General features: G+C 60.6%; 14 protein-coding genes. 8 read left to right on the top strand and 6 right to left on the bottom strand.

Annotated elements, in window-relative coordinates:
• Window positions 1–175 precede the first annotated feature (175 nt).
• Window positions 176–1708 carry a sensor domain-containing diguanylate cyclase gene (locus tag PQQ96_RS05030; RefSeq protein ID WP_408289593.1) on the top strand — a complete coding sequence of 511 codons (1533 nt, stop codon included), beginning with the start codon at window positions 176–178 and terminating at the stop codon, window positions 1706–1708.
• Window positions 1709–1716: 8 nt separating this feature from the next.
• Here PQQ96_RS05030 and PQQ96_RS05025 read toward each other — a convergent pair whose 3' ends face one another.
• Window positions 1717–2019 (bottom strand): putative quinol monooxygenase, encoded by a 303-nt coding sequence (locus PQQ96_RS05025; RefSeq protein ID WP_408289590.1) that lies wholly within the window; start codon window positions 2017–2019, stop codon window positions 1717–1719.
• Between the two features lie 173 nt (window positions 2020–2192).
• Window positions 2193–2516: a VOC family protein gene (locus PQQ96_RS05020; RefSeq protein WP_408289587.1), complete on the bottom strand. Its 324-nt coding sequence runs from the start codon at window positions 2514–2516 to the stop codon at window positions 2193–2195.
• A gap of 208 nt (window positions 2517–2724) precedes the next feature.
• On the opposite strand from PQQ96_RS05020, the gene PQQ96_RS05015 reads away from it, so the two are divergent.
• Complete coding sequence (locus PQQ96_RS05015; protein WP_408289584.1) at window positions 2725–3066, top strand: zinc ribbon domain-containing protein YjdM; 342 nt, start codon at window positions 2725–2727, stop codon at window positions 3064–3066.
• A 47-nt stretch (window positions 3067–3113) separates the two neighbouring features.
• On the top strand, window positions 3114–3545 hold the full coding sequence (locus tag PQQ96_RS05010; protein ID WP_408289581.1) for a VOC family protein: 432 nt from the start codon (window positions 3114–3116) through the stop codon (window positions 3543–3545).
• Here the strand turns inward: PQQ96_RS05010 and PQQ96_RS05005 are convergent.
• Together PQQ96_RS05005 and PQQ96_RS05000 are read right to left on the bottom strand one after the other, a co-directional pair.
• Window positions 3542–4942 carry a heavy metal sensor histidine kinase gene (locus tag PQQ96_RS05005; protein WP_408289579.1) on the bottom strand — a complete coding sequence of 467 codons (1401 nt, stop codon included), beginning with the start codon at window positions 4940–4942 and terminating at the stop codon, window positions 3542–3544. The two genes, PQQ96_RS05010 and PQQ96_RS05005, sit on opposite strands and share 4 nt — an antisense overlap.
• The gene (locus PQQ96_RS05000; protein WP_408289576.1) at window positions 4939–5610 is read right to left on the bottom strand and encodes a heavy metal response regulator transcription factor; all 672 of its coding nucleotides are present in this window, start codon (window positions 5608–5610) and stop codon (window positions 4939–4941) included. Before PQQ96_RS05000 ends, PQQ96_RS05005 begins: the two co-directional genes overlap by 4 nt.
• Before the next feature lie 185 nt (window positions 5611–5795).
• On the opposite strand from PQQ96_RS05000, the gene PQQ96_RS04995 reads away from it, so the two are divergent.
• The 3 genes from PQQ96_RS04995 to PQQ96_RS04985 all read left to right on the top strand — a co-directional run bounded on the left by PQQ96_RS04995 (window position 5796) and on the right by PQQ96_RS04985 (window position 7916).
• Window positions 5796–6428: a hypothetical protein gene (locus tag PQQ96_RS04995; RefSeq protein WP_408289573.1), complete on the top strand. Its 633-nt coding sequence runs from the start codon at window positions 5796–5798 to the stop codon at window positions 6426–6428.
• 85 nt (window positions 6429–6513) lie between these two features.
• A complete protein-coding gene (locus tag PQQ96_RS04990; RefSeq protein ID WP_408289570.1) occupies window positions 6514–7146 on the top strand; it encodes a cytochrome b/b6 domain-containing protein in 633 nt (210 codons plus the stop codon).
• Window positions 7143–7916 carry a molybdopterin-dependent oxidoreductase gene (locus tag PQQ96_RS04985; protein ID WP_408289567.1) on the top strand — a complete coding sequence of 258 codons (774 nt, stop codon included), beginning with the start codon at window positions 7143–7145 and terminating at the stop codon, window positions 7914–7916. Before PQQ96_RS04990 ends, PQQ96_RS04985 begins: the two co-directional genes overlap by 4 nt.
• A 19-nt stretch (window positions 7917–7935) precedes the next feature.
• On the opposite strand, the gene PQQ96_RS04980 is transcribed toward PQQ96_RS04985, so the two are convergent.
• A complete protein-coding gene (locus tag PQQ96_RS04980; RefSeq protein ID WP_408289564.1) occupies window positions 7936–8934 on the bottom strand; it encodes an AraC family transcriptional regulator in 999 nt (332 codons plus the stop codon).
• A 320-nt stretch (window positions 8935–9254) separates the two neighbouring features.
• Between PQQ96_RS04980 and PQQ96_RS04975 the strand changes: the two genes are divergently transcribed.
• Both PQQ96_RS04975 and PQQ96_RS04970 read left to right on the top strand, forming a co-directional pair.
• The gene (locus PQQ96_RS04975) at window positions 9255–10307 is read left to right on the top strand and encodes an NAD(P)-dependent alcohol dehydrogenase (protein ID WP_408289753.1); all 1053 of its coding nucleotides are present in this window, start codon (window positions 9255–9257) and stop codon (window positions 10305–10307) included.
• 1200 nt (window positions 10308–11507) lie between these two features.
• Window positions 11508–12464: a LysR family transcriptional regulator gene (locus PQQ96_RS04970; RefSeq protein ID WP_408289561.1), complete on the top strand. Its 957-nt coding sequence runs from the start codon at window positions 11508–11510 to the stop codon at window positions 12462–12464.
• A 37-nt stretch (window positions 12465–12501) separates the two neighbouring features.
• On the opposite strand, the gene PQQ96_RS04965 is transcribed toward PQQ96_RS04970, so the two are convergent.
• Window positions 12502–13647, bottom strand: coding sequence for a nucleoside hydrolase (locus PQQ96_RS04965; protein WP_408289558.1), 1146 nt, complete (start codon window positions 13645–13647; stop codon window positions 12502–12504).
• Between the last annotated feature and the right edge of the window lie 6 nt (window positions 13648–13653).

Genomic DNA, 13653 nt, shown 5'->3' with positions numbered 1-13653 from the left:
ACGCAGCCAAAAGCGAAGGCCCTGCGGCGAGCCTGCCGCCGTGCCGCCTAAAGTCCATCCGAACCACGCCGTTATCTTCGTGGATAGACCGGCGAAAACTGAATGCGTCATACATCTTTTTTTAGCCAGATCCAAGCCGCTTTAGAATAGCCGGAACTCCGACCACGGGAATCTCATGCTGGACAACCTCCCGCGCGGCTCAGCGCCCGCCCACGACGCCCCGCACGCAGTACCCCGCCCCGAAGGAAGCCCCCCTCGCGGATTGGGAGACGACTCCGAAATGTTCGACCTCGCGCCCGTCTCGCTCTGGCTCGAAGACTTCAGCGGCGTACGCGCGCTATTCGACGCATGGCGGGCACAAGGTGTGACGGATCTGCGCGCCCATTTCGCCGACGATCCAAGCCGGGTTGTCGAATGCGCGCACAGCATCCGCGTCATCAAGGTCAATCAGAAGACGCTGGCGCAATTCGAGGCCGCCGATTTCGACGCGCTCACTGCCAATCTCGCCTCGGTGTTCCGCGACGACATGCTCAAGACCCACCTAGAAGAGCTATGCCAATTGTGGGCGGGACAGGCCAAGTTCACGAGCCAGACGGTCAACTACACGCTCGGCGGCCGCCGGCTCGACGTGCTGCTCAAGGGCGCCGTGCTACCCGGCCATGAAGCGCGCTGGGACCGCGTGCTCGTCTCCGTCGAGGACATCACTGAACTGGAAGGCGCCCGGCATCGCGTGACGCGCGCCGAACAATACGTGCGCGGCCTGTTCGAGTATTCACCGGTGTCGCTGTGGGTGGAGGATTTCAGCGCCGTCAAGCGGCTGCTCGACGACGCGCGCGCGGCCGGCATCAGCGATTTTCGCGTGTTTACCGACGTGCACCCCGAGTTTGTCGAGCGCTGCATGCAGGAAATTCACGTGCTCGACGTGAACCAGCACACGCTCGACATGTTCGCGGCGAAAGACAAGAAGACGCTGCTGGCGCGCCTGCCCGACGTTTTCCGCGACGACATGCGCCCGCATTTCCGCGAGCAGTTGATCGATCTATGGGACGGCAAGCTGTTCCAGCAGCGCGAAGTGCTCAACTATTCGCTCGACGGCAGCGAGGTGCACGTGCATCTGCAGTTCTCGGTGCTCCCCGGTCATGAGAGCCAGTGGGACCTGGTGCTGGTGGCCCTCACCGACATCACGGCGCGCAAGAAGGCCGAAGCCTATCTTGAGTTCCTCGGCAAGCACGACGTGCTGACCAAGCTGCGCAACCGCTCGTTCTATGTCGATGAACTGAACCGGCTGGAGCGCAAGGGCCCCTGGCCAGTCACGATCATCATGGCCGATCTGAACGGCCTCAAACGCGTGAACGATCAACTCGGCCACGCTGCGGGCGATGCGCTGCTGCGGCGCGCCGGTGAGGTGCTCGCCAAGGCGACCGACGCACCGTTCCACGCGGCACGCATCGGCGGAGACGAATTTGCGATTCTGATGTCGGACACCGATGAGCGCGGCGGCGTCGCGATGATCGATGCCATTCGCCAACTGGTCGAGATGAACAACCAGTTTTATCCGGGCTCGGTGCTGAGCTTTTCGATGGGCGCGGCGACCTGCCAGCGGGGCGACCGGCTCGAAGCCGGCGTCCAGCGCGCCGACCTGCTGATGTATGAGGAAAAGCGCGCGCACTACGCCAATCAGCCGGGTTCGGACGCGCGAGCGGACTGAACGCTGAATCAGCCCGGCAGTTTCGCCGCCAGCACGTCGATCTTATGGATGGCAGGCAGTGTGGCGAGCAGTTCGCCGGCCTTCGCCATCAACGCAGCCGCCACCTTGCCTGACAGATGCGCCTCGCGGCCAGCCTCGTCGGGGAAAGCGTCGAAAATGGCGTAGGTGGACGGCCCCAACTTCAGGGCGAACCACGCCGTGGTGGCGGGCTCCTCCTGCACCAGCGGCAAGCCGTCGAGCAGAAAAGCCTCGACGTCCTTCTCCTTACCGGGCTTGGCTTCAAGGCGAACGTACAGTGCGAGTTTGACCATGGCGCGACTCCTGTTGTGACACGGAAAAGGCGCGTTCGCGCAGCGTGGCGGCGCGTGGCTTTGCGAAGCGCTGTAAAACGTGCTGGCTCGTAGAAAAGTATAGGCAGCACTCGCGCGTTGCCGCCAGGTGATGTCACCGGTCCGGAGATAGCAGGCGCCCGCTGTGGCGAGCCTCAGCCCTTGTCGCTACGCACCGCTTCGCCGTATGTCTCGACAATTCGCCGATCCTGCTCTTCGACGGAAAACAGTTCCCATTCGAGCCCGTTGACATCCTTGCTGCTCGAGTACCCGTCTACTGAATCGTCCTCAAAGCCGACGTGCCGAAGCTGTCCACGCTTATCCGGCATCTCGTTGATTGAGAAATTGAGCAGATCGGTGCGCCACATCGCGTAACGGCCGGGTACAACCGCGGTGGGCGGCTGATCGAGACGGCGGGTGTAATCTTCGATGGACGCGTCGAGGCTGGCGACAGCCAAAGCGATATGGAAGCGTTTCATAGCGGTTGTCCTGACGGTTAGGATGAGATGTTTTGATCGTATCGACGAAGCGGCGCCGCAACCAGTTGCGCAATCATCCCGGTATCGCCATTACCGGTTTGCGCGAAAACAGCTTCCGGCGCGACGGATGGATGCCGCACAGCCCGCGTCCGCTATACTCGCCAGCCCCGAAGTTATCCGCGCCGAGCCGCGATCTGGAAAGAAAATCATGTCGACGATTCCCGCCTGCCCGCAATGCGCAATGGAAAACACTTACCCGGACGGCGAAAATTACGTCTGCCCCGATTGCGCGCACGAGTGGCCGATGAGCGCCGCCGCGAGCGCTGACGAGGCCGACGAGCGCGTCGTCAAGGACGCCAACGGCAACCCGCTGGCCAACGGCGACGCGGTGGTGCTGATCAAGGACCTGAAAGTGAAAGGCTCGTCGATCACGCTGAAAATGGGCACCAAGGTGAAGAGCATTCGCCTTGTCGGCGGCGATCACGAAGTGGACTGCAAAATGGACGCCGGCAATTTCATGCTGAAAGCCGAGTATCTGAAGAAGGTTTGAAGCATCCGGCATGGGCCGGTTTGCAGTGAAAACGAGGAGTGACACTGATGCTTTCCCACGTATTCGTCGGCATAACGGATTTCGAGCGCGCGTTCGGCTTTTACAGCGGGCTGATGGACACGTTAGGCCTGCGGCTGAAGTTCCGTGACGACAAGGGGTGCTGGGCTGGCTGGATGGCGGCAGATACACCGCGGCCGCTCTTCGTGATCAGCAGACCCTACGACGACGGCCCCGCCAGCGTAGGCAACGGGCAGATGTTGGCCCTCCTCGCTACGGACCGCGCCACGGTCGATCGCGCGCATGCTGCCGCGCTGGCTCACGGCGGCGCCTGCGACGGGCCCCCGGGTTTGCGCCCGCAGTATCACGCGGACTACTACGGTGCGTATTTTCGCGATCCCGACGGCAACAAGCTCTGCGTTTGTTGCCATGAGCCGGACACGACCGCAGCCGAGCAGACAGCCACGCAGGCAGCTCGCTAAGCGCCCGGAAAGCGCAATTCGAAGCGCACCACGCCCGGCACCGGGCACACCACACGCGCCGTGCCTCCGTGCAGATGCATGATCGCCTTGACGATCGCGAGCCCCAAGCCGCTCGATTCGGTGAACTCGCTGCGTGCCGCATCCGCGCGGTAGAAGCGATCGAACAGGCGGTCGAGTTGCTCGCCAGGAATCGGCGCACCATCGTTTTCCACCACCACGGTCGCGCCCCGTTCGTCCTGCGTGCCGCTCAAACGCACGACCGTATCGCCCGCGCCGTATCGCACTGCATTGACAACGAGATTGTTGATTGCCCGCCGGCACAGCATCGGATTGACCAACGCCACGCCCTGAGCCTCGACCGCAAAGCGCATACCGCGTTCGTCGGCGGGTCCCTCGAAATAGTCTGCGATCCTGACGAGTTCGGCGCGCAGATCGACCGGCTCACGGTCGATGGACAGCGCCGCATGATCCGCGTGCGCGAGAAACAGAATATTTTCCGCGATGTTACTTAAGCGGTTCAGCTCTTCAAGATTCGATTCGAGCAGTTGCTGATACTCATCAGCTTCGCGCGGTTTGGCGAGCGTCACCTGGGTCTGGCCGATCAAGGCGCCCACAGGCGTACGAATTTCATGCGCCAGATCGGCGGAGAACTGCGAGAGGCGCTGATAACCGTCGGCGAGACGGTCGAGCATGGCGTTGAAGGCGTGCGTGAGCTGGCGTAATTCGACCGGCGCAGCCTCGCTGTCGAGCCGCACCGACAAACTCGCCGGACTGATCTGCGCGGCCCGCGTGGCGATTTCGCGCACCGGCCGCAATGCGCGGCGCGTCACGTAATAGGCGAGGAGCGTTGCAGCAAGCATGCCAATCAGCGTGGCCAGCACGATGCGATTGCGGTACGCGGCCAGCATTTGCATTTCCTGAGTCATCGGATGCGCGGCAATCACTTCGACCTCGCTACCGTCCTCGCGTGCTTTAGCGGTGGCCATCGCCCAATGGACCGGCACGCCATCCGGCAGCACGGTCTGCCGGATATCCGCGAGCGTCGGCAGCCGGTTCTCTGTGCCAGCCGGCAGTGCAGGCACCGCAATATTGCCAGGGTTCACGTCGATGAACGGCGCCTCGCCCGGCCGGCGGAACAGCAGTACGTCTTCCTCTGCACCGAGCATGGTCTCGAACAGCAATGGCCGGCTCTTCAATTCGCTGACCGAATAGAGATCGCGCACGATGCGGCTGAAATGCTCGACACGGCCGGTGAGCACCACGTCCGCCCGACGTTGCAACGACACCTCGGCGGAGTGGTAGAAATACGCGCCTAGCGTGCCGATCACCACGCACGCAATCGAGGCGAACAGCACCGTGGTGCGAGCCGTCAGCGAACGCTCGGTCCATAGTTTCATGAGCCGTCGCCGAAGGTGTAGCCGATGCTGCGCACCGTATGAATCAGTTTCTTTTCGAACGGATGATCGATCTTGGCGCGCAACCGCTTGACGGCCACGTCGACCACATTGGTGTCGCTGTCGAAATTCATATCCCACACTTCCGAAGCGATCTGCGTGCGCGATAGCGCTTCGCCCTGCCGGCGCACCAGCAGATGCAGCAGCATGAATTCCTTGTTGGTCAGCGGAATCTCGACGCCTTCGCGCGTGACTTTGCGGCGCAGAACGTCCAGCTTGAGATCGGCGATCTCGAACACATCGCTCTCGCGGATCACGCCACGACGCAGCAGCGTGCGGATGCGTAATACCAGCTCGGTGAACGAGAACGGTTTGACGAGGTAATCGTCGGCGCCGAGTTCGAGGCCGCGGATGCGGTCGCTGACGTGATCGCGCGCGGTCAGGAAAATCACCGGCAGGTCGCGCCGCGCCCGCAGCTTACGCATGATTTCCCACCCGTCGATGCCCGGCAGCATCACGTCCAGCACTACGAGGTCGTATGCGTGTTCCAACGCCATGTGCAGGCCGTCCGTTCCGGTGCGCGCGAGGTCGACCGCGTAGCCGCTTTCGCGCAGCCCCTTCTTCAGGTAGTCGCCGGTTTTCGGATCGTCTTCGATGACGAGGATGCTCATGGTGCCTGCTGTTCCACCCCCGCACGCTGCCACGGGCGCGGGTTATGGATAGGGACGTGGATATGGCAGCCATTCTACGTGGCCCCGGCGCGCCGTTCATGACGTTTTTGTCATCCGTCTGTCACTCGCCGGAGCCGATCGCGTACCTAAGCTGAACTCATCCTTCACCCACCCAGAGCAGACTCATGAAGATCGTTTCCGCTAATGCGATACGCGCTATTGTCGCCCCCGCGCTCGTCGCTGCCTCACTGTTCGCCGCAGGATCCGCCGCGCAAGCCCAGACCACCGCGCCCACCGGCGTACGCGGCACGGTGACCGCACTCTCGGGCGACGTACTCAAGGTCCATACGCGCGACGGCAAAGACGTCGATGTGAAACTCACAAAAGACACACCGATTCGCGGCGTCGCCCTCGCCGACGTGAACGACATCAAGCCGGACAGCTACGTCGGCACCGCCGCGATCCCGCAGCCCGACGGCACGCTGAAGGCGCTCGAAGTGCACGTCTTCCCGGCCAGTATGCGCGGCTCCGGCGAAGGTCATCGCCCGTGGGATCTCGGCTCGAACAGCACGATGACCAACGGCACGGTGGGCTCTCTCGTGGTCAGCAACGGCCGCACGATCACGGTCAAGTACAAGGACGGCGAAAAGAAGATCGTGATTCCGCAGGACGTGCCTATCGTCGCGCTCGAACTGGGTGACCGTTCGCTGCTGGTGCCGGGCGCGAAGGTCGTGCTGTTCGCCCACAAGGAAGCCGACGGCTCGCTGGCGGCGAACTTCATCTCGGCCGGCGAGCACGGTGTAACGCCGCCGATGTAATCCGGCGTTGCTTCAGCCGTTCGAACAAGCCGCGTGCCTCAATGGCGCGGCTTTCAGCTTTTTCCTTGTTTCATCGCCGCTCACCATGCCCGAACCGCAAGCACGCTTGATCGTCCACCCACTCGTCGTACGAATCACGCACTGGATCAACGCGTTTGCGATGGTCTGCATGGTGATGAGCGGCTGGGCGATCTATAACGCGTCGCCCCTCTTTCCGTTCAAATTTCCACTGTGGGCGACCGTCGGCGGCTGGCTGGGCGGCTCGATCGCATGGCATTTCGCGGCGATGTGGCTGCTGTGCGCGAACGGCCTGCTGTATCTGGCGTATGGCATCGGGCGTGGACATTTCCGTCGCAAGCTATTGCCGGTCTATCCGCGCGACGTCGTACACGATGCCGCATTGGCGATGCAGTTCAAGCTGCAGCACGATTCCGGCAAATATAACGCGGTGCAGCGCGCGCTCTATCTTCTCGTACTGGTCCTTGGCGTGCTACTGGTCGCCTCGGGGCTCTCGATCTGGAAGCCCGTGCAATTCTCGTGGCTGACCGCCCTCTTCGGCGGTTTCGATTTCGCGCGTCGCGTGCACTTTGTCGCGATGGCGGGCGTGGTGGGCTTTGTCGTCGTGCATCTGGCGCTGGTGCTGCTGGTGCCCCGCACGCTGCTGCCGATGTTGACCGGCCGCGCCCGAATCTCCACGCACGAAAGGAGCGACGCATGAGCGAATCAAAACGCAAGGACTCACGCAGCACGCGCATCGTCCTCGCCGACCACAAACCGCAAATCGAGCGCCTGCAACGACGGTTGTTCCTGCGTTCATCGCTTTCGATCGGCGCGCTGGCGATGCTCTCGGGCTGCAACATGCAGGACGGCGATTCCGTCGACAAGGTTCTATGGGCCATGTCGCGCTGGAACGATCGCGTGCAAGGATGGCTGTTCAATCCCACCAAGCTCGCGCCCACCTATTCGGCGAGCGAAATCACCGACCCATTCCCGTTTAACGCGTTCTATCCGGAGTTCGACGCACCGGATATCGACGGTTCGACGTATCAACTGGAAGTGTCGGGTTTGGTATCGGACAAGCGCACCTGGAATCTCGATCAACTGCGCGCGTTGCCGCAGGCTTCGCAGATTACACGGCACATCTGCATTGAAGGATGGAGCGCGATCGGACAATGGCGGGGCGTGCCGTTTCGCACGTTCCTCGAACGTATTGGCGCCGATCTGAGCGCACGCTATGTCGGCTTCAAATGCGCAGACCGGTACTACTCGAGCCTCGACATGGCGACGGCGTTGCATCCGCAAACTCAACTAACACTCGATTTCCGCGACGCGCCGCTGCCGGCCAAATACGGCTACCCGCTAAAGCTGCGTGTGCCGACAAAACTGGGTTTCAAGAATCCGAAGCACATCGCGGCGATCTTCGTGACCAACACGAACCCCGGTGGCTATTGGGAAGACCAGGGGTACAACTGGTTTAGCGGCCTGTAACGCGTCCTGCAAACGCTGCTTATACCGCGGTCACGTAACGCGCGACCGGCTTGACCACGCGCGGCGGCGGCGTATCGTACACGGTGCGCATGCGCTTGACTTCATCGACGGGGCTCAAGCCGAACAGGCGCTTGAACTCGCGACTGAACTGCGACGCGCTTTCGTAGCCGACTCGCGCCGCGGCCGCGCCTGCATTCAAACCATCCTGCACCATCAGCAAACGCGCGTGATGCAAACGCGTGGTCTTCACGTATTGCATCGGCGAGGTCGCCGTCACGGCCTTGAATTGCGCATGAAAAACGGCGAGACTCATGCCCGCTTCAGAGGCGAGCGTATCGACATCGAGTTGCCCGTGATAGTCGGCGTGGATGCGCCTGAGCGCCTTGGCGATACGGCCGAAATGATTCTGATGTGTGAGCGCGGCGCGAATCGCATCGCCCTGCTCGCCCGTCAACACGCGATAACAGATTTCTCGCACCACACCCGGCGCGAGGATGCGCGCGTCGAGCGGCGACGCTAACGCTTCCATTAGACGATGAACGGCATTGCTCAAGGCCGGATCGAGCGGCGTTGAATAGATGCCGAGCGGTTCGTTCTGGGCAGCGCCCTGCGTTTCATTCAGCGCCATCAACAGCTCTGCCACCATGCTCAGATCGACACGCACCGAGATACCGAGGAACGGTTCCTCGGGACTCGCCTCGGTTTCACATTCAAACGGCAACGGCACCGACAACACCAGATACTGCTGCGCATCGTAGTGGAACACCTGATCGCCGAGGTAACCACGCTTGCGTCCTTGGCAGACGATCACGATGCTCGGCTCGTACATCACGGGCATACGCGGCATCGGACTATTGGCGCGCATCAGGTTTACACCTTCAAAGCTCGAACGCGTAATGCCCGGGGTGGGTGCGAGCAAATCGAATAATTCGACCAGACGCTGCTGGGCGGGATCGGCCGGGCTGCGCACAGCCGGGTCGCGCTCCGCCGATGCAGGTTCAATGGAACGGGTTGACATGACGGTATAGTGACGCGCAAGAGAATAATGCTTGAAATTTAGCACCAAACGACCTACTGCGCTCATCGCCAGGAGTTTTAGGCAAACCTTCAAGATATTCAGGTATTCCCCGGTTCGCTCCTGGCTCCTACTATGGGAACCCTGCCGGATCATCTATTTCCGCGCTGCGCCGGGCCTGGTTGCCCACTTGCTGTTTCGGTGAATACGCCGACCACCGCCTGCGCCGTGATCCCGGTTCACAACAAGGTTTGGCCGCATCGGCGACATACGTCGCCCATCGTTGGCGCCTTGCGACATCACCTTCTTTGCTGGAGCTACCCATGAGCACGACTTATGCCTATGCAGCGACCGACGCTACCGCGCCGCTCGCCCCGTTTGATATCCAGCGCCGCGAACTGCGTGCCCATGACGTGCAGATGGAAGTCCTGTTTTGCGGCGTGTGCCATTCCGATTTGCATCAGGCACGCAATGAATGGAAGAACACCGTTTTTCCGGTGGTGCCGGGCCACGAAATTGTCGGCCGCGTGACGGCGGTGGGCCCGGACGTGACGAAATACAAGGCAGGCGATCTGGTGGGCGTGGGATGCCTGGTCGATTCGTGCCGTACGTGTGCGAGTTGCGAGGAAGGTCTCGAGCAGTATTGCGAGAACGGTTTTGTCGGTACGTACAACGGTGTCGACCGGGTTGACGGTCAGATCACCTACGGTGGTTATTCGACGCAACTGGTGGTGGATGAAGAATTCACGCTGCGCGTGCCGGAGAATCTCGACCCGGCGGGTGTAGCGCCGTTGCTGTGCGCGGGTATCACGACGTATTCGCCGCTGCGTACCTGGGGTGCCGGTCCTGGCAAGAAGGTCGGGATTGTTGGCCTTGGCGGCCTGGGTCACATGGGCGTGAAGTTGGCCCGTGCGATGGGCGCGCATGTCGTGTTGTTTACGACGTCGCCGTCGAAGATCGAGGATGCCAAGCGGCTTGGTGCGCATGAGGTTGTCATCTCGAAGAATGCTGACGAGATGGGCGCGCATGCCAACAGCTTCGATTTCATTCTGAATACCGTGGCTGCGCAGCATGATTTGAATCCATTTTTGAGTCTACTGAAGCTTGATGGGACGATGACGCTGGTGGGTGCGCCGGAGCACGATCATCCGTCGCCGCAGGTGTTCAATCTGATTTTCAAGCGTCGCCGTCTGGCTGGGTCGTTGATTGGCGGGATTGCTGAGACGCAGGAGATGCTCGATTTTTGCGGCGAGCACGGGATTACTTCGGATATTGAGGTGATTCCTATGCAGGGGATTAATGAGGCTTATGAACGGATGCTTAAGAGTGATGTTAAGTATCGGTTTGTTGTTGATTTGGATTCCTTACGGAAGTAATTTGGTTTTTTTGCCTTCGCGGCGCTTGGTTTCTGTGTGACTGTGGTGTTGGCCTTTCCTTGATTTCTTAGTGGTCTATTAGCGTCGCCCCTGTGCGGGGCGGCACTTACTTTCTTTGCCGCCGCAAAGAAAGATAAGCAAAGAAAACGGCTCAACCCGCCAGCTCATAAGCGGGTCCCTCGCACAGTTGCGGTAGTGGTGCATCTGGAATCCGTTTCCTCGCACATTCGGCGTTGGTGACAAAGCGCTCATCAGCTCCCACTCCGCACTGCGTGCGTCGCGGATGGGTATGCATGGGAAACCCCGGGCTTCGTTTGGGCACGGTGGGGCCTTCGGCTTCGCCTCGGCGATGACAAGGCTGTATGGGAAACCAAGAGCTTCCTTTGGCCCGGCGGAGTACCGGCTTTGCCTCGGTGAGAACAGGGCTGCATCGGAAACCAAGAGCTTCGTTTGGTCCGGTGAAGCATCGGCTTTGCCTCGGTGACGACAGAGCTGTATGGAAACCAAGAGCTTGGTTCGGTCCAGCGGGGCCATCGGCTTCGCTTCGCCTCGGCGAGGACAGGACAAGACAAGACAAGACAAGACAAGACTGTATGGGAAATCAGGCGCTCCGTTTGTGCGCGGCGGAAGTCATCAGCTTCGCCTTAGAGAAACCCTTCTGCACTCTTGAGCGCCCCCTACTTCGAATGAAATGTCGATGTACGGCAATGGCATTATCAGACCACCGTACAAGGCACCGCACGAGAGCTAGAACGTAGTACCTGGTTTTGTGAAGCACCCTTCGGCGCGCGCAGCGCCGCCGGAAGTATGACTGCCTTGTCACTAGCGCCGAATGTGCGAGGGCACAGATTCCAGATGCACCACTGCGCCCTCCAAGCCAGGGACCCGCTTAAGAATTAGCGGTTTGAGCCGCTTTCTTTTGCCTACTTTTCTTCGCGGCAGGCAAAGAAAAGCAGGTGCCCGCCCCGCACAGGGGCGACGCTAATAAACCAATAAGAAATCAAGGAAAGGCCAACGCCATAGGCATACAGGCAAACAAGCGCAAGCAGGCAAACACATCAAGGAAAGGCCAACACCGCAGGCGTACAGCTAAGCGCCGCACAGGCAAACAAACCAGGCAAAACCGAACGCCACAGGCATACCCCCAATGCCGCCGCCAAAGGCAAAAAACCCAACCCTTCACTAACTGGAGTTTGAATCGTGATTGACAGAATAACTGCAATGCGGACATTCATCCGAATCGTGGACACAAACAGCTTCACCCGCGCAGCGGAATCCCTCAACATCCCGCGCGCGACGGCGACAACTATCGTCCAGAACCTGGAAGCCCTGCTAGGCACCGCCCTCTTAACCCGCACGACGCGGCGCCTGAGCATCACGCCGGAAGGCGCAGCCTACTACGAGCGCTGCGCGCAAATCCTCGCCGACATCGACGAAATGGAAGCCAGCCTCCGTCACGCAACGGATAACCTGACCGGCCGCCTGCGCATCGAAATGCCCGGCGCGGTAGCGAGCACCATCGTCCTGCCGGCACTGGACGACTTCCACGCCCGCTACCCAAACCTGGATCTGGCCATCGGCATCAGCAACCGAACCGTTGACCTGATCTCGGAAGCCATCGACTGCAGCATCCAGCTAGGCGAATTGCCAGATTCGAATCTGATCGCGCGGCAACTAGGCACCCTCGAGCACGTGACATGCGCAAGTCCAGCCTACCTGGCCCGCCACGGCACGCCCACCAACCTCGACGATCTGCGCGGACACGTCGCCGTCAATTGCATGTCGCCGCATAACGGCCGCGAAGTCGACTTCGACTTCGAAGTGGACGGCGAAGCGCAAAACGTCAAGATAAAAGGCTTCGTCAAAGTGAGCGACGAGCAGGCTTATCTCACCTGCGGATTGCAAGGGCTTGGTCTGATCCAACCCGCGCGGATCGCCGCACAGCCCTACCTCGATTCAGGACTGTTGCGTGAAGTGCTGCCGCAATGGAAACCCGTGCCGATGCCGGTCTCGGTCGCGTATGTGAAGAATCGCCGGGTGTCCCCACGCGTGCGGGCCTTCGTCGACTGGCTTGCGGAATTGTTCGAGCAGACCGAACACGTCGATCAGGACCTGTCGCGAGTCCGTCAACTGTTGCGTGGCCTGCATCCCGCCTGAGGCAGGTTTCATGCAGGCTCGCAACAGCACGGACGCGTTAGTTCGGCAGTGTCACCGGCACCGGCCGCGTCAGCAGATCAACATAGAAATTGAAAAAACTCGGATTGTCGAAACTTTTGACGACCGTCATCTTCTGCAAACCCGCCGGCGGCGAACGGGTGTAACCGGTCGACTTGCCGTCATTGGCGCCGAAGCTCGTATCCACGTCCACCCATTCATCCACCGTCTGCGTCGCAAACGACGGATGCATCAGATACGCCAGTGTCAGCGTGTCCCAGATGTTCGTGGTGTAGTTCGGATTCGTTTCAAAACCGTTCTTGCCGTCGAAACCATAGCCGTTCAAGGTCTTGAACAGTTGCGTGACGATGGTCTGCCTGTTCGGATCGTGCGCAACACGGTCGTACAGCGCTTTGTCCATCTTCACGGTGTCCGTCACGTCGAGCGGCATCACCACCTGTTTGATCGGCAGGCGCAACACGGTCCTCGCCGCTTCAGGATCGAACCACCAGTTGAACTCGGCTCTCGGCGTCGTGTTGCCAGGCACATCGATCGCCCCGCCCATGTAAATGATCTGCTTGATCAGAGGCACGATCTCCGGATGCTGACGCGTGGCGAGCGCGATGTTGGTCAGCGGGCCGATCGCCAGAATCGTCACCTCGCCGGGATACTGCTTCACCGAATCGACAATGAAATCCACCGCGCTCCTGCTCTGTACCTTGGTGTGCGTGGCGAAGCCGTCCGGCGGAGCAACAAGGTCGCCGTTCGATTTCGGCTCGGGCGTATTCCACGCGCCGAGATAACCGTCGCCACCGGGGAATTGCTTCTGCTCGGCCTGAATGGTGGCGAAATTATGCGACAACGCATAATTGGCGCCCGCATAGACGCCGATCTGATTCTCAACGCCAAGACGCTCAACCGATTTCAATGCGTCCGATACGCCCTGCTTCAACCATTGATTACCGGAGACCACCGTAATACCCAATACTTTTAGCGAGCCTTGCGCCTGCAATTGCACAGCCATGACGCCGAGCTGGCCATCGTCGCTTAGCGTGTTGTAGTCACTGTCGACAATCACTTTGGGTGGATCAGTCTGCGCATTGAGATCGCTGCCACCGCAAGCTGAAAGTGCCGAGACGGTCACCACGCTTGCCACGCACGTCAATGCCACGAAGAGTCCCTTCACCGATGT

The organism is Paraburkholderia sediminicola (assembly GCF_046027825.1).
GTDB lineage: Bacteria > Pseudomonadota > Gammaproteobacteria > Burkholderiales > Burkholderiaceae > Paraburkholderia > Paraburkholderia sediminicola_D.
The sequence above is the reverse complement of the archived record's forward strand: the minus strand, read 5'-3'. Positions and strand labels throughout refer to the sequence as shown.